Here is a 19,698-nt window from a genome sequence, read left to right as displayed (position 1 = left end):
ACCGGCAGGATCAGCGCTTGGCCTTGGTCCGAGGCTGCACCAGACGGTTGGCGGTCCAGTCACCCAGGTTCATCGTCAGCGTCTGCGTCAACCCTGCGGTGGGCGCGGCCTCAGCGATCTCGCTCGGCTCGACGTGCCCGTTGACGCCGGTCTTGGGGCTCAGCACCCACACCACGCCGTCGTCGGCCAGCGGTCCGATGGCGTCCACCAACGCGTCGACCAGGTCGCCGTCACCGTCCCGCCACCACAGCAGCGCCACGTCGATGACCTCGTCGGTGTCCTCGTCGACCAGCTCGCTGCCGGACTGCTGCTCCACGATCGCCCGCAGGGAATCGTCGGTGTCCTCGTCCCAGCCAATCTCCTGCACCACCATCCCGTGCACAATTCCGAGCTTCTCGGCGTCATTTCGGGAATCCCCCGCGGCGACCACGGTGCGGTCCTCCTTCAGTTGGTGCTCAGGAACGGCGGTCGCCGCACCTCGTGTCGTGTTGCTCGTGTCAGGTGAGCGAACAGGCTCAGGCCCCCAGACGCAAGCCGAGACAGGATATTGAGACAGCGCCCTCCACACCAGCACCCGGGGCACGACCTAGGAGGTGCAGGAGGTCTTGATCTTGTCGAGGTGGGCGTTGTAGTCGTTCTTGGCGGCGTTGAACGGCGCCGACATCCGCTGCGGGATCGCCGCGATCACCGCGTCCAGCGAGGTGGCCATCAGCGGCAGCTCGGTGGTCAGCAGGTCAGTGGCCGGCAGCCGCTCCACGCCGGGGACGGTGCGCAGCTGTTGCGGCAGGGGCCCGAGCTTGGCGAGCGCGGCGGTCTCGGCGGCGACCAGCTCCGGGGTGACCCCCTTGCCGGCGTTGGCCACCGTGAGGAAGTCGTTCACGGCCTTGGTGGCCGCGTTGGTGAGCTGCGGGATGCGCCCGCACACCACGAGGCGGTCCCCGACGGCAACGACGGTGGGCGGCACACCCGTGGCGGATGCAGCGGTGCTGGTCGGGCGCGTGGTGGTGGGGCGCGCCGTGGTGGGGCGGGCCGTGGTGGTGGTCGTCGCGGTGGCTGAGGTGGTGCCCCGGGCCACGGCCAGCGCGGGGTCGGGCTTCGCCTCGCCGTCCACCTGGCTGGTGCAGGCCGCCCCGGCGCCGACCACGAGGAGCGCACCCACCAGAGCCGCCGTTGACCCCACTCGTGTCCTGCCCATCAGTCCCACCCGCTCTGCTCGTTCGCCGAATGCCCCAGGAGAGCAACGGTGCTCGTGCCAGCACCCCCGCTCCGGCGAGGACGCTACCCGCTGGTAGGGATCCCCATCGCACCTTGACCACTACATGCGGCACGATTGAGCATGGGACACACCGACTCCGTCGCTGCTGCCCCCGCCGTCCGCACCACGGACGCGTCCGGCACCGGGCTCACCCCAAGGCCCGTGCCCACCCAGAGTGAGGAGCACACCGTGGCCGAGCGATCGAGCGCCCCGTCGGAGCTTGGCGGGAGCGACACGCCCGCGAAGGGTCCGGCACGGGTTCGTGTCATCCGGGAAGGTGTCGGTTCCTACCTCCCCGACATCGACCCCGAGGAGACGGCCGAGTGGCTGGAGTCCTTTGACGCGATGCTCAGCGAGGCCGGTCCGCAGCGCGCCCGCTACCTGATGCTCCGGCTGCTCGAGCGCGCCGGTGACGCCCGGGTGGCCCTGCCGTCGCTGACCTCCACCGACTACGTCAACACCATCCCCACCGAGAACGAGCCGTGGTTCCCCGGCGACGAGGAGGTGGAGCGCCGCTACCGCGCCTGGATCCGCTGGAACGCCGCGGTAATGGTGCACCGGGCGCAGCGCCCAGGCGTCGGCGTCGGCGGACACATCTCCACCTACGCCAGCTCCGCAGCGCTGTACGAGGTGGGCTTCAACCACTTCTTCCGCGGCCGCGACCACCCCGGTGGCGGCGACCAGGTCTTCATCCAGGGCCACGCCTCCCCCGGCATCTACGCCCGCGCGTTCCTCGAGGGCCGGCTCTCCGCCGAGCAGCTCGACGGCTTCCGCCAGGAGTACAGCCACGCCGGCGAGAGCGGCGGCCTGCCGTCGTACCCGCACCCCCGGCTGCTGCCGGACTTCTGGGAGTTCCCCACGGTGTCCATGGGCCTCGGCCCGATGAACGCCATCTACCAGGCCCGCTTCAACAAGTACCTGCAGCACCGCAGCATCAAGGACACCTCCGACCAGCACGTGTGGGCCTTCCTCGGTGACGGCGAGATGGACGAGCCGGAGTCGCGCGGGCTGGTGCACGTGGCGGCCACCGACCAGCTGGACAACCTCACGTTCGTCGTCAACTGCAACCTGCAGCGCCTGGACGGGCCGGTGCGCGGCAACGGCAAGATCATCCAGGAGCTGGAGAGCTTCTTCCGCGGCGCCGGCTGGAACGTCATCAAGGTGGTGTGGGGCCGGGAGTGGGACAGCCTGCTGCACGCCGACCGCGACGGTGCGCTGGTCAACCTGATGAACAGCACCCCCGACGGTGACTACCAGACCTACAAGGCCAACGACGGCGGCTACGTCCGCGAGCACTTCTTCGGGCGCGACCCGCGCACCAAGGAGCTGGTCGACCCGATGACCGACTCCGAGATCTGGAACCTCAAGCGCGGTGGGCACGACTACCGCAAGGTGCACGCCGCCTACGCCGCCGCGATGGCGCACAAGGGCCAGCCCACGGTCATCCTGGCCAAGACCATCAAGGGCTACGGGCTGGGCACGCACTTCGAGGGCCGCAACGCCACGCACCAGATGAAGAAGCTGACCCTCGACGACCTCAAGCACCTGCGCGACAGCCAGCACATCCCGATCAGCGACGAGGACCTCGAGCGCGACCCGTACCTGCCGCCGTACTACCACCCCGGCGCCGACGCCCCGGAGATCAAGTACCTGCGGGAGCGCCGCCGGGTGCTGGGCGGCTACCTGCCCACCCGCAAGGTGACGGCGAACAACCCGCCGCTGCCCGAGGACAAGACCTACGACGTGGTCAAGCGCGGCTCGGGCAAGCAGGAGGTGGCCACCACCATGGCCTTCGTCCGGCTGCTCAAGGAGCTGATGCGGGACAAGGGGTGGGGCAAGCGGTTCGTCCCGATCATCCCCGACGAGGCGCGCACCTTCGGCATGGACTCGATGTTCCCCACGCTGAAGATCTACAACCCCAACGGCCAGCTGTACACCTCGGTGGACGCCGACCTGATGCTCGCCTACAAGGAGAGCGAGGTCGGCCAGATCCTGCACGAGGGGATCAACGAGGCGGGCTCGACGGCCGCGTTCACCGCGGTCGGCACCTCCTACGCCACCCACGGCGAGCCGATGATCCCGATCTACATCTTCTACTCGATGTTCGGCTTCCAGCGCACCGGCGACGGGCTGTGGGCCGCCGCCGACCAGATGGCCCGCGGCTTCGCCCTGGGGGCCACTGCCGGGCGCACCACCCTCACCGGTGAGGGCCTGCAGCACGCCGACGGCCACTCGCTGCTGCTGGCGGCGAGCAACCCCGCGGTCGTCGCCTACGACCCGGCCTACGGCTACGAGATCGGCCACATCGTGCGCGAGGGCCTGCGCCGGATGTACGGCGACGGCGGCCCGGACGGCGCCGGCGAGAACGTCTTCTACTACCTCACCGTCTACAACGAGCCCTACCAGCAGCCGGCCGAGCCCGAGGACGTCGACGTGGAGGGCATCCTCCGCGGCATCCACCGGGTGAGCACCGCACCGGCGGGAACGGGTCCGCGCGCGCAGATCCTCGCCTCCGGCGTGGCCCTGCCGTGGGCGATGAAGGCCCAGCAGCTGCTGGCCGACGACTGGGACGTGGCGGCGGACGTGTGGTCGGTGACGTCGTGGAACGAGCTGCACCGCGACGGCGTGGAGTGCGAGCGTGAGGCGCTGCGCCACCCCGAGGCGGACAAGCGCGTGCCCTACGTGACCGAGGCGCTGACCGACCTGGCCGGACCCGTGGTCGCGGTGTCGGACTGGATGCGTGCGGTGCCGGACATGATCCGCCAGTGGGTGCCCAACGAGTACATCACCCTGGGCACCGACGGGTTCGGCTTCTCCGACACCCGACCGGCGGCCCGCCGGGTGTTCAACGTGGACGCCGAGTCGGTCGTGGTGGCCGTGCTGTCCTCGCTGGCCGAGTCCGGCGACGTGCCCGAGAAGGCACCGGTCGAGGCGGCCGCGCAGTACAAGATCGACGACCCCCGCGCGGCCGGCCCCTCCACCGGCGACACCGGCGTCGCCTGAGCGGGTAGCTCCGCACTCACCGAGGCCGTGCGATCAGGAGCCGTAGCGCTCCTGGTGCACGGCCTCGCTGAGCGGGCGGCGGCTGCGCCAGCCGAAGCGCTCCAGGTCGGGCACCTCCTGGCGCCGGGCCACGTGGCCCACGCACAGCCAGCCGATGGGTCGCACCGGCTCGGCCACCCCCACCAGCTCGGCGAGCACCTCCTCGTCGTAGAAGCTCACCCAGCCCACCCCGAGCCCCTCGGCCGTGGCGGCCAGCCACAGGTTCTGCACGGCCAGCACGGTGGAGAACAGGCCGGTGTCGGCCACGGTGTGCCGGCCCAGCACGTGCTGGCCGCCGCGGCTCTGGTCGTGGGTGACCACCACGCCCAACCCGCTCTCCTGGATGCCCTCCACCTTGATGGGGTCGAAGGTGGTGGCCCGCTCGGGCGGCAGCGTGGCAGCGAACTCCCGGCGCTTGGCGGCCACGTGCTCGGCGAAGCGGTGCAGGGTCTGCGGCCGGCGCACCAGGACGAAGTCCCACGGCTGGGTCATGCCGACGCTGGGCGCGGCGTGCGCGGCGGTGAGCACCCGGTGCAGCACGTCCTCGGCCACCGCTTCTCCGGTGAACTCAGCCCGGACGTCCCGGCGCATCCGGATGGCGTCGTAGAGGGTGGTGGTGGGCTCGGCGCTGGGGGTGGACCCGGAGCTGTCGCGACGTTCGGCCGTCATCGGAGCCACGCTAGCCCAGCGCCCACACCCCGGTCACGGCGCTGCGCGCGCCGGTCAGCGGGAGTGACAGCACTGCGCGCCCCGAGGAAGTCCTCGGGGCGCGCAGTGGAGGGCGTCAGCCCAGCCCTACTTCATCCAGGCCCTACTTCATCCAGGCCTTACTTCATCCAAGCCTTGTCGAACAGGATGATCCCGTCCAGGCTCGGCTTGAGGCCGTGCACCGAGGTCTGCCACGGGATCAGCGCGGCCTGCGTGCCCCAGGTGAGGAACGGCACGGTCTCGTTCATCAGCTTCTGGATCTCCGCGATGGCGGTGCGCTTGTCCGCGTCGGTGCTCGCCGACTTCACCTTCACCAGCGCGGCGTCCATGGCCGCGTTCTTGTAGCCCATGGAGTTGGTGTCGGAGTCACTGGCCAGGGTGCTGGCGAGGCGGATCTGCGGAGCCGCCTCCCACAGGCTGAACGACCCGCGGCTGATGTCGTAGTCGTTGTCGACGTAGATCCGCTTGGTCAGCTCGGTGACGTTGTTGGCGTAGCTGATCTCCACGGTGAACCCGACGGCCTGCAGCATCGCCTGGACGGCCAGCGCCTGCGCCTGGGCCTTGGGCTCCATGAAGCCGGCGTAGGTGAGGCGACCGTCGTACCCGTCCTTCTTCGCCTCCTCGAGCAGCTGCTTGGCCTTCTCCGGGTCGTAGCCCAGCCCACGGACGTCGGTGTGCCAGCGCGACCACTCGGGGAAGAGGTCGGCGCCGGGCATGCCCTTGCCGGCGTACACCCGCTGGTCGATGGCCTCGGGGTTGACCGCGTAGGCCATCGCCTGGCGAATGCGCACGTCGGCGCCCGGGCGACCCGGACGGTGGTTGATCACGCCCACGTTGCCCAGCGCACCGGTGTCCACGAAGGCAGGTGCGTTCATCGCCGTGATCTGCTCGGTGGCCTCCGGGTTGCGCAGGTAGATCATCTGCACGCCACCGGACTTGAAGGCGTCGACCTTGGCCTGCTCACCGGCGATGTTCACGAAGCGCAGCGTGCTGATGTTCGGCTCGCCACCCCAGTAGCCCGGGTTGGCCTTGAGGACCAGCTCGTTCTGCGGAGACAGCCGCTCGACGGTGTACGGACCTGCCCCGATCGGGGTGAACTTCCCGCTCTGCATCGAGCTGGGCGCCACGATGACGCCCGGCCCGGAGGACAGCATCGCCCAGAACTCCGGCCACGCCTCGGTGAGGGTGAACACCACGGTGCTGGGGGTGGGTGACTCCATCTTGGACACCCCGGTCTTGAACAGCTGGCTGTTCAAGCCCCGCTTGTCCAGGTACCGCTGGATGCTCCAGAGCACGGCCTGCCCGTTCAGGGGCGTGCCGTCGCTGAACGTCACGCCGTCGCGCAGGGTCAGCGTCCAGGTCTTCTGGTCCTCGCTGACGTCCACGGCCTTGGCCAGCTGCGGCTCGTACTTGTCCGTCTGGGCGTCGTAGCGCACCAGCAGGTCGTAGACCGCGGCCAGCTCGGTGCCGCCGGTGGATCCGGTCGCGTAGGTGACGAGCGGGTCCAGGGTGGACACCGGGGCGTAGGTGGCATAGCTGAGCGTGCCGCCGCGGACCGGCTCGCCGCCGTCGCCCTGCTCACCGACGAGCCCGACCCGCACGGCAGGGCCGTCCTGGGCGGTCTTGTCACCGCTGCTCTCGGTGCCGCCGGCGCACCCGGCGAGCAGCAGGCTGCCCACCACGGTGGCTGCAGCCATCCGGCTCCAGCGCGTCCTCGTCAGACGGGTCATCGATGTTCCTCCTCCAGACGTGCAGGACCGGTGCGCGACGCCTGCTGAGACGTGCATCACGCACCGGAGATCGCCGCAATCCTGGTGATGCGGACCACACCTCGGCGGTTCGCCTCCCACTCACCGGAATGCGCCTGGGGCTGTGCCGCCCTCCCCTGCGCGCCGTTGCGCGTCGGCAGGCGCTACCTTGCCGAGGGTGTCCCCCTCCGCGTCCCGCCCCTCCGCGCCCCTGCCGAGCCGGCTGATCCGCAAGCTCGAGCTGTCCTCCGGCGAGTACTCGGTGCAGGCGATCGCGGCGATGCACGAGACGCTGCCCTTCTTCGAGGAGCTCGGCGCGGACGTCCGCGCCAGCGTGGCCCTGGTGGTGCAGACCGGCGTCACCAACTTCGTCCGCTGGCTGCGTGACCCCGACTCCGCGGTACAGCTGACCACCCAGGCCTTCGGCGCGGTCCCCCCCGAGCTGATGAAGCAGGTCAGCCTGCGGCAGACCGTGGACATGGTGCGCACCGCCACCGGGGTCTTCGAGCGCTACCTGCCCGCGCTGGCCTACGACGACGAGCAGCGGGTGGCCCTCACCGAGGCGGTGCTGCGCTACAGCCGGGAGATCGCCTTCTCCGCGGCCACCGTCTACGCCTCGGCGGCGGAGTCCCGGGGGGCCTGGGACGCGCGCCTGGAAGCCCTGGTGGTGGACGGGGTGGTGCGTGGCGACGCCGACGAGTCCTTGTTGTCCCGCGCGTCGGCGCTGGGCTGGGACCTCGGCTCGCTGGCCACCGTGCTGGTGGGCAACCCGCCCGACGACGAGGGCCTGGCACTGGTGGGTGCGGTGCACGCCGCGGCCGCCGAGCACGGACGCAACGCCCTGGTCGGGGTGCAGGGCTCGCGGCTGGTGGTGATCGTGAGCGGGCGGCTGCAGCCCGCCCTGCTCGACGACCTCGCGGCCTGCTTCGCCGCAGGGCCGGTGGTGGTGGGCCCGACGTCGAGCTCGGTGGGGGCAGCGCACCGCAGCGCACTGGAGGCGATGGCGGGGTTGCGCGCCGTCCCCGCCTGGCCCGCCGCACCGCGCCCGGTGCTCGCCGCCGACCTCCTGCCCGAGCGCGTGCTCGCCGGGGACCCCTACGCAGAGCGCGCCCTGCTGCAGGGCGTGGTGCACCCCCTGGACGAGGCCGGCGGGTCGCTGGCCAGCACCCTGCAGGCCTACCTGGAGGGGGGCGGCGCCATCGAGAGCTGCGCGCGGTCGTTGTTCGTCCACGCCAACACGGTGCGCTACCGACTGCGAAAAGTGGCAGAGATCACGCACCGCGAACCGAGCGTTCCGCGCGACGCGTACGTCCTGCGCGTTGCCCTGGCCGTCGGCCGACTCACCGAGTCTCGCCCCTCTGCCTAGCGATTCATCCGCACCCAGCCACGACGTCCGCGCACGTCAGCGACTCGCCCGCCCGCTAAGGACGCCCACTGCGGTTGCCCGCCCGGATGGCGCGGCACACCGACCGCCCCGGGACCGTTGTAGGAATCCCACAACACCGAGCCGCAGACTTGGTGCCCCAGAACGGGGACCTGCTGCACCCGGACCGTGTTTCCTGATGTCCGTGATCGCCTTACTCGCACCCGGCCAGGGCTCGCAAGCTCCCGGCATGCTCGAACCGTGGCTGGCGCTGCCCGGCGCACCAGAGCGAGTGGCGGCGTGGTCGGCTGCCGCTGACCTCGACCTCGCCCGGCTGGGCACCACCGCGACCGCCGAGGAGATCACCGACACCGCGGTCACCCAGCCGCTGGTCGTGGCCCTCGCGCTGCTGGCCTACGAGGAGCTCGAGCGTCGTGGCGAGCTGCCCAGCGAGGTGCTGACCGCCGGACACTCCGTGGGTGAGCTGGCCGCCGCCGCCATCGCCGGGGTCTTCTCCCCCGACGACGCGGTCGCGCTGGCCGCCGTGCGCGGTGCGGCCATGGGGGCCGCCTGCGCCGCCGAGGCCACCGGCATGGCGGCCGTGCTCGGCGGCGACGCCGCGGAGGTCACCGCCCGCCTGGACGAGCTGGGCCTGGTCCCGGCCAACCAGAACGCCAAGGGCCAGGTGGTGGCCGCTGGACTGCTCACCGCCCTGGACGCCCTCGAGGCCGACCCGCCGGCCAAGGCCCGGATCCGCCGGCTCAGCGTCGCCGGCGCCTTCCACACGCCCTACATGGCCTCCGCGCAGGACGCCGTCGCCGAGCGCGTCGCCGCCATCACCCCGCACGACCCGGTCCGCCCCCTGCTGTCCAACGCCGACGGCCAGGTGGTCCACAGTGGCCAGGACGTGCTGCGACGACTGGTCACCCAGGTGACCAACCCGGTGCGCTGGGACGCGTGCATGGCCACCATGGCCGAGCTCGGCGCCACCGCACTGGTGGAGCTTCCCCCGTCCGGGGCGCTGGTGGGCATGGCCAAGCGGGAGCTGCGCGGCACCCCGACCCTGGCCCTGAAGACCCCGGACGACCTCGCTGCGCTCACCGCCCTCGCGGTGACCCAGTGAGCCCCGCGCTCCAGCTGGCGGCACCTGTCGTCGGAGCCCGCCTGCTGGGCGTCGGCAGCTACCAGCCGGCCCGCGTGGTCACCAACGACGAGCTGGCCCTGACCATCGACACCACCGACGAGTGGGTCCGCTCCCGCGTCGGCGTGGTCAGCAGGCACGTGGCCGACCCCGCCGAGCTGCTGGTCGACATGGCCACCTCCGCCGCCACGGCGGCCATCGCTGATGCGGGCCTGGTGCCGGCCGACGTCGACACGGTCATCGTGGCCACCTGCACCATGCCCACCTCGGTGCCCAACGCCGCCGCCCGCGTGGCCACCGGCCTGGGCGTCAACGGCATCGGCGCGTTCGACGTGAACGCCGCCTGCGCCGGGTTCACCTACGGCCTGGCCGTCGCCGCCGACCTGGTCCGCTCCGGCAGCGCCCGCACCGTCGTGGTGGTGGGCGCGGAGAAGTTCACCGACTGGGTCGACCCGCAGGATCGCTCCACCGCCATCATCTTCGCCGACGGAGCCGGTGCCGCCGTGATCGGCGCAGCCGACGCCGAGCACCCCGCCGGCATCGGTCCGGTGGTGTGGGGCAGCTCGGGCGACATGGCCGACGTGATCAGCATCCCCGACCGCACCGCGTTCCTGCAGCAGGAGGGCCAGACGGTCTTCCGCTGGGCCACCACCAAGATTGCGCCGGTGGCGCTGGCCGCCATCGAGCGCGCCGGGATCAAGCCGGGCGACATCGACGTGCTGATCCCCCACCAAGCCAACCTGCGCATCCTCGAGGCCATCGCCAAGGCCCTGCGCAAGGAGGGCGCGCGGGACGAGATGGTCCTCGCGCGCGACATCATCAGCTCGGGCAACACCTCGGCTGCATCTATACCCATGGCACTGGACCACCTCCGCACGGAGGGGACGGTGCGCAGCGGCGACGTGGCCCTGCTCGTCGGCTTCGGCGCCGGACTGTGCTTCGCAGCCCAAGTTGTGCTGCTGCCATGATCTTGCGGTTCTACCCAACACCAGAAGGGAATCACCACCTGTGAGCAACGAAGAGATCACCTCCGGCTTGGCCGAGATCATCGAGGAGGTCGTCGGCATCGAGGCGTCCGAGGTGACCGTGGACAAGTCCTTCGTGGACGACCTGGACATCGACTCCCTGTCGATGGTCGAGATCGCGGTCCAGACCGAGGACAAGTACGGCGTCAAGATCCCGGACGACGAGCTCGCCAACCTGAAGACGGTCGGCGACGCCGTGAACTACATCGCGAAGAACAAGTGACGTCTTTCTCCAGCACTCCCGGTGACGGCGCCCCCCAGGGGGTCGTCGTCACCGGGCTCGGTGCCACCACACCCCTGGGCGGGGACGTCGCCTCCACCTGGTCCGGCCTGCTCGAGGCCCGCAGCGGCATCGCGCCGATGCACCAGGAGTGGGTCACCAAGTTCGACCTGCCCGTCACCATCGCCGCCCAGCTCGCGGTGCAGCCCACCGAGATCCTCACCCGCGTCGAGGCTCGCCGCCTGGACCGCTGCCAGCAGCTCGCCGTGGTCGCCTCCCGCGAGGCCTGGGCTCACGCCGGTGCCCCCGAGGTCGACCCCGAGCGTCTCGCCGTGGTCGTCGGCACCGGCATCGGCGGCGCCAACACCCTGCTCGACCAGGACGACCTGCTGGAGGGCCATGGCCTCCGCAAGGTCTCCCCCCTCACCATCCCGATGCTCATGCCCAACGGTGCGGCCGCAGCGGTCGGCCTGGAGCGCGGCGCCCGCGCCGGCGTGCACGCCCCGGTCTCCGCCTGCGCCTCCGGCGCCGAGGCGCTGGCCTGGGGCTGGCGGATGATCATGACCGGCGAGGCCGACGTGGTCATCGCCGGCGGCACCGAGTCGTGCATCGCCGCCATCCCGTTCGCCGGCTTCTCCCAGATGCGCGCGATGAGCACCCGCAACGACGACCCGACCGGGGCCTCGCGGCCCTTCGACGTCGACCGCGACGGCTTCGTCCTCGGCGAGGGCGCCGGCATCGTGGTGCTGGAGCGGGCCGAGTTCGCCGCTGCCCGCGGCGCGACCATCCTCGGGCGGCTCGCTGGCGTCGGCACCACCTCCGACGCCTTCCACATCACCGCCTCCCCGCCGGACGGCGAGGGCCAGTCCCGCGCCATGCGCAAGGCGCTCGCCACCGCCGGCATCTCCGCCGCCGACGTGGGCCACGTCAACGCGCACGCCACGTCCACCCCGATCGGCGACGCCGCCGAGGCGGCATCGATCCGCGGTGCCATCGGCGAGCACGCCGCGGTCACCGCCCCCAAGTCGTCGCTGGGCCACCTGCTCGGCGCGGCCGGTGCGGTGGAGTCCATCGTCACGGTGCTCTCGATCCGCGAGGGGGTCATCCCGCCGACTGCCAACCTGCACAACCAGGACCCGGCCATCGATCTCGACGTGGTCACGGGGTCGCCGCGCAAGGTGACCATCGACGCGGCGATCAACAACTCCTTCGGGTTCGGCGGGCACAACGTCGCGCTCGCCTTCACCCGCGTCTGACCAGCTCTGTGAACCTCTCTCTCCCGAACTGAGAGTCCGACCCGACCTGGGCCTGGCTCCCGCTGTCTGCCCAGGAGCACCCATGACCGCACTTGCCCACACCGAGGCAGCACCCCTCGAGGAGCTGGACCCGCGCGACCCGCTGGTCCGCCTCGAGAACTTTTTCGACCCCGGCACCGTCGTGCTGCTCCGCCCGCGCGACACCTCCGGGGTGCTGGCCGCCCGCGGGCTCGTGGACGGCGCCAAGGCGGTGGCCTTCTGCACCGACGCCACCAAGATGGGTGGCGCGATGGGTTCGGCGGGCTGCCTGCACATCGTCGAGGCCATCGACAAGGCCACCAAGGAGCGCTGCCCGGTGATCGGGCTGTGGCACTCCGGTGGTGCCCGGCTGGCCGAGGGCGTGGAGGCGCTGGACGCCGTGGGCCTGGTGTTCGCGGCCATGGTGCGCGCCTCGGGGAAGGTGCCCCAGATCTCGGTGGTGCTCGGCCCTGCTGCCGGCGGTGCCGCCTACGGGCCGGCGCTGACCGACGTGGTGATCATGGCGCCGGAGGGGCGGGTGTTCGTCACCGGACCGGACGTGGTGCGCAGCGTCACCGGCGAGCAGGTGGACATGGCCGCGCTCGGGGGCCCGGAGGCGCACGGCAAGAAGTCGGGCGTGGTGCACGTGCTGGCCGAGGACGAGCCGGACGCCCTGCAGCGGGCACGCCGCTTCGTGGGGCTGTTCGCGCGGCCGGGCATCTTCGACATGGCCAAGGCCGCGGTGCAGACCGACCTCGGCGTGGTGCTCCCTGTCGCCCGCCAGCGGGCCTACGACGTCCACCCGCTGCTGTGGGAGCTGCTGGACGACACCGCCGAGGGCATCTCCTCCTTCGAGGAGATGCAGCCCAAGTGGGCGCCCAACGTGGTGATCGGGCTGGGCCGGCTGGCTGGACGCACCGTGGGTGTGGTGGCCAACAACCCGCTGCGCCTGGGCGGCTGCCTGAACTCCGAGAGCGCCGAGAAGGCGTCCCGGTTCGTGCGGATGTGCGACGCCTTCGGGGTGCCCCTGGTGGTCATCGTGGACGTGCCCGGCTACCTGCCCGGCGTCGGCCAGGAGTGGGACGGGGTGGTGCGCCGCGGCGCCAAGCTGCTGCACGCCTTCGCCGAGGCGATCGTGCCGCGGGTGACCCTGGTGACCCGCAAGGCCTATGGCGGCGCCTACATCGCCATGAACGCCAAGTCCCTGGGCGCCACCGCCGTCTACGCCTGGCCCAACGCCGAGGTCGCCGTGATGGGGGCCAAGGCCGCGGTGGGCATCCTGCACCGCAAGGCGCTGGCCGCCGCGTCGGAGGAGGACCGCGAGGCCCTGCACCAGCGGCTCGCCACCGAGCACGAGGAGATCGCCGGCGGGGTGAACCGTGCCATCGCCATCGGGGTGGTGGATGACGTCATCGACCCCGCCGACACCCGGCGGCGCATCGCCGAGACCCTGGCGTCGGCCCCGGCCGGCCGCGGCGCGCACGGCAACATTCCGCTGTAGCCGCCGGGGGCAGGCAACCACCACCTCGTGGGGCGTTCAGGTTCCTGAGCGCCCCACAGGCGTCTCTCCAGGGGCGACAAGGGCCCGCAACGCCGGGTGAGCCTCCACCCCCGAGGCCGGCGTCAGCCGACGCTGCGGCGCAGCCAGGTGACCTCGAGGCCGTCGCCGCTGCAGCGGTAGGGCTCCAGCGCCTCGTCCCAGGCCGCGCCCAGCGCGCTGTCCAGCTCGGCGGCAAGCCGCTCGGAGTCGGCGCCCGCGGCGGCCATCATGGCCCGCAGGCGCTGCTCGCCGAGCACCACGTCGCCGTTGGCGCTGGTGCTGCCGTGCCACAGGCCCAGACCGGGCACGTGGCTGAACCGCTCGCCGTCCACGCCGAGGCTCGGGTCCTCGGTGACCTCGAAGCGCAGCATCGGCCACGCACGCAGCGCACTGGCCAGCCGCGCCCCCGTGCCCACTGGGCCGACCCACGAACAGGTCGCCTTCAGCTGCCCGGACAGCGCGGGCTGCTCGGTCCACCGCAAGCCGGCGCGCGTGTTCAGCGCGGCCGACAACGCCCACTCGACGTGTGGGCACACCGCAGCGGGGGACGAGTGGACGTAGACCACGCCCATCGTTCCCTCTGCGCACTGCTCTGACATGCCCACAAGTCCACCTCCGGCTCAGACGAGGTACGTCTTCCCCAACGACCTCGGTCCCGAAGCTGACACGTGCGCGTGTGCCGCAGCGCACTCAGTGTGCCCTGCGGTGCCCCTGTTACGCCAGTGACAGTTCTCTCAGGAAAAGAAATGGAATCTCCCCTTCTAACATCACTGTCCGTATGTTAGACATCACTGTGCGTCGGCGTGTTGGGCGACGGTGCACAACCCGCCCATGTCGCCGAGCGCGGAGCCCGCTCGAAAGGGCGCCCGCTCGTCGGTGAACGGTGCACCCGAGCGTTTCTCCGGGTGGCACGCACGAAACGCTGAGAATGCACCGCCGCTGACCACGCACGCCGTACCGAGAGAGGGTGCCATGAAGGCTCTCCCTAAGTCCCCCCGCCGATTCCGCTTCCGCACCGCGGCCACAATGACCCTCGCCTCAGCCTTTCTGCTGGGGCTGACCGGAACCGCCGCAGCACAGATATCCGGGGTCGACGCGGCGTCCTACCAGCACCCCAACGGGCAGAGCATCAACTGGTCCGCGGTCAAGAACCAGGGCGGGCAGTCCTTTGCCATCGTGAAGGCCACCGAGGGAAACTGCGGCTACGTCAACCCTTACTTCCGCAACGATGCGGTCGGCGTGAAGAACGCCGGGATGTACCTGGGCACCTACCACTACGCGCGCCCCACCGTGCAGGCCGGGGACCGCTACGCCTCTGCGGAGCAGCAGGCCAACTGCTACCTGGACACGATCGGCGACTACGCCAAGGTGGGGCACCTGCCGCCCGCGCTGGACTACGAGGACACCGGCTCCCAGCTCGGCGCGACCGACCTGGTCAACTGGGCGCAGCGCTGGCTGGACACCGTCGAGCGCCGCACCGGCCGGGTGCCCCTGGTCTACGCCGCACGCTGGTACTGGTCGGAGTACCTGAACAACACCACCCAGTTCGCCCGCTACCCGCTGTGGGCCGCGCACTACAACACCTCGATCTCCGCGCCCACCCTCTTCGGCGGCTGGACCTCGTGGAAGATCTGGCAGTACAGCGACACCGGCCGGATCGCCGGCATCAACGCCAACGTCGACATGAACCGCTTCTCCGGCGACGCCAACGCCCTGGCCCGGCTCGCCGGCAGCAGCGGCGGCGGGGCGGCCCCGGTCCCCCCCAAGACCGCCGACCTGCAGGTGACCCTCCAGGCTCCGCTGAACGTGGCCCCGGGGCAGAGCTTCACCGCCACCGTCACCGCGACCAACCACGGGCCCGCCAGCTCGCCGGCCGCGACCGTCAGCGTGATCCCGCTGGGCGCGTTCACCACCACCAGCACCGGTGGCGGCACCGCGGCGGGCCCGAACACCGACCTGACCGTTCCGGCACTGGCCGCGGGCAAGAACAAGACGTTCCCGCTCACCATCACCGCCAACGGCGGGCTCGGTGCGCTCATCGCCATCAGCCTGCCCTCCCCCGCCGACCCCGACTTCTTCAACAACATCGGCTTCGCGCCGGTGCTGTCCTTCTGAGAGGCTCTCCCCATGAGCAGCCATCCCGACCGTGACCCGGACCCGCGCAGTGACGACAGCCCCGAGCTGACGCCAGGACCGGAGGACAAGGGCGGTCACGGCGGGATGGCCACTCGCGAGGTGGAGGCGGAAACCCCGGGCGCACCCCACCGCGACTGACCTGGGCAAACACCCTCTGTAGTTCTGTATTGACAGGGCGTAGTTCTTTCCGCTATTCTCCCTGTTTTCCCTCGCCGCAGCGCCTGGGTCCGCTACTTTGCTGTCACTGTTGTCAGCAAGGGGGACTCAATGCACAGTGGACAAAAACGGGCCTGGGGGCACCGTGTTCGGAAGATGGTTCCGGCCATGGCGATCGCGGTGGCGGCGGTCACGACCACAGTGGTCGCCCCGCCGGCCGCGGTGGCGGCGCCGATGGTGCCGACGCCCGTCGCCGACCCGTTCTTCGCCGCGCCGGCCAACCTGGCCGCGCTGGCGCCGGGTGAGGTGATCCGGTCTCGACCGGTGACCATCCAGCTCTACAGCTATCCGGTATCCGGCTACCAGCTGGTCTACCGGTCCAACGACAGCCAGCAGAACCCTATCGCCGCAGCGACCACCGTGCTGCTGCCGGCCGACAACGGTCCGCGGCGGGTGGTCTCCTTCCAGGCCATCATCAACTCCATCAGCCCCGACTGCGCGCCGTCCCAGACGCTGCCCACCCGACGGTTCGGCGAGGAGTTCCACCTCGCGCTGCTGCTGCTGCTGGGCTACACCGTGACGGTCCCCGACCACGAGGGACCCAACGCCGCCTACGGCGCGGGGCGTCTCTCCGGGCAGGTGGTCCTCGACGGTGCCCGGGCGGTGCGGGGCTTCACCCCGCTGGGCATCGTCGGGCCCGACACTCCGTTCGGGCTGTGGGGGTACTCCGGCGGCGGACAGGCCACCGCGTGGGCCGCGCAGCTGCACGGCGCCTACGCGCCTGACCTGAACATCGTGGGCAGCGCCGAGGGCGGCGTCTCCTACGACCTCAACGACATCGCCCGCCGCAACGACGGGTCCGGCGCGTCGGGGCTGCTGCTGCGCTCCACCATCGGCCTCGGCCGGGAGTACCCGGATGCCGGCATCGAGGACCTGCTCAACGCCGAGGGGCAGAAGGTGCGGGACCAGCTGGCCACGGCGTGCGGCGACAGCACCAACTGGATCGGCGCGAACCGGCGGATCGACGAGCTCACCGTCACGCCCAACGCACTGGGCACCCCGGGCGTCCAGAATGCACTGGCGGACAACACCCTCGGTGGCAGCCCGCCGAAGTCGCCGGTGCTGATCTACCACGCGTTCATCGACATCCCCGTGCCCACCGAGGGCGCCGACCGGCTCGTCGGGCTGTACTGCGCGCAGGGGGCCGTCGTGGAGTCCCAGCGGATTCCGTGGCCCGACCACGGACTCCTGGCCATCCTGGGCATCCCGAGCGCCTTGGGCTTCCTGGGCGCCCGGTTCGGAGGGGCACCACCGGTCAACGTCTGCTGACCCACCACGCGCAGGGGGCCGGCTCACCCATGGGTGAGCCGGCCCCCTGCGTCGTGCAGGTGCGGACTACATCGCCGCGAGCGGCTCGCTGCCGGACCAGTCGTGGCCCCAGTAGCTGTCGGCGGTGATCTCCTCGCCGGAGTAGGTGCTCTGGTCGACCGTCATGCCCTCGGTGCCGAACTCGATGTCCCAGCCACCGGGTGCCCGCACGTAGAAGGACACCATCTTGTCGTTGGTGTGGCGGCCCAGGGTGGAGGACAGCGAGAACCCGTCCTTGGCCACGCGGTCCAGGGCCTGGCCCACGGCGTCGAGGGTGTCCACCTCCACCATGATGTGGATCAGGCCCGGGTCGCCGGACTTCTGGGTGGGGGCGAGCGCCAGGCTGTGGTGGCGCTCGTTGACCCCCAGGAAGCGGACCCGGATGGCGCCGTACTCCGGCGGGGTGGGCAGGCGGAAGGCGCCACGCGGGTAGAAGCCGAGCACCTCGGTGTAGAAGTCGAAGGTGCCGTTGAAGTCCTGCGCCGGCAGCACCACGTGACCCAGGCCCTGCGAGCCGGTGACGAACTTGGCGCCGTAGGGGGTGACGACGGGGCTGTGGTCGAGCACCGCGCCGTGGAAGATCTCGATGGCGGCGCCGGCCGGGTCGGTGAAGGCGATGACCTCCTCGACGCGGCGGGCGTCGGCCTCGGCGAGCGACAGCTGGGTCACCTCGACGCCCGCCTTCTCCAGGCGCTCGCGCACCCGCACCAGCGCGGCGTGGTCACCCACCTCCCAGCCCACGTTGACGACGCCGTCGGACTCAGCCGGGACGACGATGATGCGGGCGGCGCGCTCGTCCATGCGCAGGTACATCGCCTTCTCGTCGGGGCCGCTGCCCTCGGCGAAGCCCAGCACCTTGAAGGCGAAGGTGCGCCAGCGCTCCATGTCGGCGGTCTGGATCTTGACGTAGCCGAGGCCCTTGATGTCGGTCATCGTGTCTCCGTGTCTGTGGTGGAAGGTGCTGGTCAGAGAGAAATCAGATCATGGCGCGCAGCGCGCCCTGCGGCTCCGCGCCGAGCCGGCTCAGGGAGGCGGCGTGGAACACCGTGCTGGGAACGTGGATCGCGTGGTGCTGTCCGGCGTGGGCGTCCCGCCAGAACCGCTGCAGCGGCTTGTCCATCCGCAGGGCGTTGCCGCCACAGCGCGGGTAGATCTGGTCGATGGCGTTGACCGCGGTCCAGGCGGCGCGCACCTGGGTCTGGCGGCCCGCGGCGCGCTCCTCGAAGCTGACGGTCTTGCCGGCGTCGACCTTGTCCCAGATGCGGTCGACGTTGGCCAACAGGCTGTCCCGGGCAGCGCGGAGGTCCGCGGTGGCCTGGCCGAAGTGGTACAGGGTGTAGGGGTCGTCCTTGATGGCCGTGCCCGAGGCGCCGATGCGGTCGGCCTGGTACTCGTTGGCGTGGTGCAGCAGACCCTCGCAGATGCCGAGCGTGGCCGAGGTGATGCCCAGCGGGAACATGGTGGACCAGGGCATGAGGTACAGCGTCTCGGTGCGTCCGTACTTGCGTGCCGCGGTGCCGTCGCAGACCTCTTCCCACTCCATCACCCGGTAGTCGGGCACGAAGGAGTCCTTGACCACGACGTCCTTGGAGCCGGTGCCGCGCAGGCCCACGACGTCCCAGGAGTCGTCGATGATCTGGTAGTCGGTGCGCGGGATGATCACGTGCAGCATCTTCGGCGGCATGACCATGCTGCCGTCGGGGTTGCAGGCGAAGGCACCGAGAAAGGCCCAGTCGCAGTGGTCGGTGCCTGAGGAGAACTGCCAGCGGCCGGAGAACTGGTAGCCGCCGTCCACCGGCACGCAGGTGCCGCCGGGCATGTACGGCGAGGCCATCCAGGTGTTCTCGTCCTCGCCCCAGATCTCCTGCTGCACCCTGGGGTCGGCGTAGGCCAGCTGCCACGGGTGCACACCGACGATGCCGTGCACCCAGCCCGCGGAGGGGTTGATGGAGGCGGTGCGCATCACCGTCTCGGCGAACTCCCGCGGGTGCACCTCCAGGCCGCCGAACTCCTTGGGCTGGAGCATGCGGATGGAGCCGGCCTCCTTCATCTTCTTCGCGGAGTCGTCGGCCAGGCGACCGATGCGCTCAGCCTCCTCGCCCTCGACGAAGAGGGCATCCGCGTGCTCGTTGATGCGGGCGAGAACCTCGTAGCTCATGCAGTCGTCCTTCTGGGGGTGTCCGTGCCGGATGCTGCCGGAAGGTGCCGGCTCGCGCGCGGCGTGAAGGCTGGCGCGGCGCCCGGCGCCAGGGCGCGGTCCCGGACGACGTCGTCGGTGACGTGCATCAGTTCCTCCGCGGGGCCGCTCACGACGGCACTGGACAGTGCGTCTCGGCCATCGTGGCCCTGTGGGAGGTGAGGTAGCCGGCTCGTCCCGTTCAGCGGGAGCGGCGCGGCGGACGGCCCGCACCCTCGGCGGGGCAGGCTGTGCGTGGGGCAGGTCGGACTTGAACCGACGGCTGGCGGATTATGAGTCCGCTGCTCTAACCAGCTGAGCTACTGCCCCAGGTAGTGGACGGCTGGACGAGCCAGTCCTGAGCACACTAGCTGGGGACTGGCTCTGGAGTGGTGGCTCCCCCGACTGGACTCGAACCAGTAACCTGCCGATTAACAGTCGGCTGCTCTGCCAATTGAGCTACAGGGGACCGCAGTGCGCCGCTCCGGTGCTGCGTGGGGCGACGGGTTGAAACCTTAGCGCACGCCCAAGGGGGCCTCGCACCGG

General features: G+C 71.0%; 17 protein-coding genes and 2 tRNA genes. 10 read left to right on the top strand and 9 right to left on the bottom strand.

Annotation, left to right across the window (positions count from 1 at the left end; all coding sequences use genetic code 11):
* Positions 1–10: 10 nt before the first annotated feature.
* Complete coding sequence (locus tag AC3YNX_RS17205; RefSeq protein ID WP_127783419.1) at positions 11–430, bottom strand: DUF3052 domain-containing protein; 420 nt, start codon at positions 428–430, stop codon at positions 11–13.
* A gap of 156 nt (positions 431–586) precedes the next feature.
* The gene (locus AC3YNX_RS17200; protein ID WP_489982882.1) at positions 587–1,159 is read right to left on the bottom strand and encodes a hypothetical protein; all 573 of its coding nucleotides are present in this window, start codon (positions 1,157–1,159) and stop codon (positions 587–589) included.
* Positions 1,160–1,336: 177 nt separating this feature from the next.
* On the opposite strand from AC3YNX_RS17200, the gene aceE reads away from it, so the two are divergent.
* On the top strand, positions 1,337–4,258 hold the full coding sequence (aceE, locus tag AC3YNX_RS17195; protein ID WP_127783421.1) for a pyruvate dehydrogenase (acetyl-transferring), homodimeric type: 2,922 nt from the start codon (positions 1,337–1,339) through the stop codon (positions 4,256–4,258).
* A 33-nt stretch (positions 4,259–4,291) separates the two neighbouring features.
* On the opposite strand, the gene bluB is transcribed toward aceE, so the two are convergent.
* Both bluB and AC3YNX_RS17185 read right to left on the bottom strand, forming a co-directional pair.
* Complete coding sequence (bluB, locus tag AC3YNX_RS17190) at positions 4,292–4,966, bottom strand: 5,6-dimethylbenzimidazole synthase (protein ID WP_489982881.1); 675 nt, start codon at positions 4,964–4,966, stop codon at positions 4,292–4,294.
* Between the two features lie 158 nt (positions 4,967–5,124).
* The gene (locus AC3YNX_RS17185) at positions 5,125–6,735 is read right to left on the bottom strand and encodes an ABC transporter substrate-binding protein (RefSeq protein WP_127783423.1); all 1,611 of its coding nucleotides are present in this window, start codon (positions 6,733–6,735) and stop codon (positions 5,125–5,127) included.
* A gap of 196 nt (positions 6,736–6,931) precedes the next feature.
* Between AC3YNX_RS17185 and AC3YNX_RS17180 the strand changes: the two genes are divergently transcribed.
* From AC3YNX_RS17180 to AC3YNX_RS17155, 6 genes are all read left to right on the top strand, one after another.
* Positions 6,932–8,119, top strand: a complete 1,188-nt coding sequence (locus AC3YNX_RS17180; RefSeq protein ID WP_206517997.1) for a PucR family transcriptional regulator — start codon at positions 6,932–6,934, stop codon at positions 8,117–8,119.
* A 202-nt stretch (positions 8,120–8,321) separates the two neighbouring features.
* A complete protein-coding gene (locus AC3YNX_RS17175) occupies positions 8,322–9,239 on the top strand; it encodes an ACP S-malonyltransferase (protein ID WP_127783424.1) in 918 nt (305 codons plus the stop codon).
* Entirely contained in the window at positions 9,236–10,225 is a 990-nt protein-coding gene (locus tag AC3YNX_RS17170; protein WP_489996230.1) for a beta-ketoacyl-ACP synthase 3, read from the top strand. The genes AC3YNX_RS17175 and AC3YNX_RS17170 overlap by 4 nt, the downstream gene beginning before the upstream one ends.
* 40 nt (positions 10,226–10,265) lie before the next feature.
* Positions 10,266–10,505, top strand: coding sequence for an acyl carrier protein (locus tag AC3YNX_RS17165; protein WP_127783426.1), 240 nt, complete (start codon positions 10,266–10,268; stop codon positions 10,503–10,505).
* Positions 10,502–11,758: a beta-ketoacyl-[acyl-carrier-protein] synthase family protein gene (locus AC3YNX_RS17160; protein ID WP_127783427.1), complete on the top strand. Its 1,257-nt coding sequence runs from the start codon at positions 10,502–10,504 to the stop codon at positions 11,756–11,758. The genes AC3YNX_RS17165 and AC3YNX_RS17160 overlap by 4 nt, the downstream gene beginning before the upstream one ends.
* 82 nt (positions 11,759–11,840) lie before the next feature.
* Positions 11,841–13,277, top strand: a complete 1,437-nt coding sequence (locus AC3YNX_RS17155; protein ID WP_127783428.1) for an acyl-CoA carboxylase subunit beta — start codon at positions 11,841–11,843, stop codon at positions 13,275–13,277.
* Between the two features lie 122 nt (positions 13,278–13,399).
* Here AC3YNX_RS17155 and AC3YNX_RS17150 read toward each other — a convergent pair whose 3' ends face one another.
* On the bottom strand, positions 13,400–13,915 hold the full coding sequence (locus AC3YNX_RS17150) for a DUF3145 domain-containing protein (RefSeq protein ID WP_489996229.1): 516 nt from the start codon (positions 13,913–13,915) through the stop codon (positions 13,400–13,402).
* A 427-nt stretch (positions 13,916–14,342) separates the two neighbouring features.
* Between AC3YNX_RS17150 and AC3YNX_RS17145 the strand changes: the two genes are divergently transcribed.
* The 3 genes from AC3YNX_RS17145 (at position 14,343) to AC3YNX_RS17135 (ending at position 16,937) form a co-directional block, all read left to right on the top strand.
* On the top strand, positions 14,343–15,431 hold the full coding sequence (locus tag AC3YNX_RS17145; protein WP_164860636.1) for a GH25 family lysozyme: 1,089 nt from the start codon (positions 14,343–14,345) through the stop codon (positions 15,429–15,431).
* A gap of 12 nt (positions 15,432–15,443) precedes the next feature.
* On the top strand, positions 15,444–15,590 hold the full coding sequence (locus AC3YNX_RS17140; RefSeq protein WP_164860637.1) for a hypothetical protein: 147 nt from the start codon (positions 15,444–15,446) through the stop codon (positions 15,588–15,590).
* A 186-nt stretch (positions 15,591–15,776) separates the two neighbouring features.
* Positions 15,777–16,937 (top strand): lipase family protein, encoded by a 1,161-nt coding sequence (locus AC3YNX_RS17135; RefSeq protein ID WP_164860638.1) that lies wholly within the window; start codon positions 15,777–15,779, stop codon positions 16,935–16,937.
* 66 nt (positions 16,938–17,003) lie between these two features.
* Here the strand turns inward: AC3YNX_RS17135 and bphC are convergent, their stop codons facing one another.
* The 4 genes from bphC to AC3YNX_RS17115 all read right to left on the bottom strand — a co-directional run bounded on the left by bphC (position 17,004) and on the right by AC3YNX_RS17115 (position 19,621).
* Positions 17,004–17,909, bottom strand: coding sequence for a biphenyl-2,3-diol 1,2-dioxygenase (gene bphC / locus AC3YNX_RS17130; RefSeq protein WP_127783432.1), 906 nt, complete (start codon positions 17,907–17,909; stop codon positions 17,004–17,006).
* 43 nt (positions 17,910–17,952) lie between these two features.
* Entirely contained in the window at positions 17,953–19,134 is a 1,182-nt protein-coding gene (locus AC3YNX_RS17125) for an acyl-CoA dehydrogenase family protein (protein ID WP_489996228.1), read from the bottom strand.
* Between the two features lie 274 nt (positions 19,135–19,408).
* A tRNA-Ile gene (locus AC3YNX_RS17120) sits at positions 19,409–19,482 on the bottom strand.
* 63 nt (positions 19,483–19,545) lie between these two features.
* Positions 19,546–19,621, bottom strand: a tRNA-Asn gene (locus AC3YNX_RS17115).
* Between the last annotated feature and the right edge of the window lie 77 nt (positions 19,622–19,698).

Source organism: Rhodococcus sp. Z13_19A (assembly GCF_058133575.1).
Note: the sequence above shows the minus strand (reverse complement) of the source record. Positions and strands in the feature narration are given on the sequence as shown.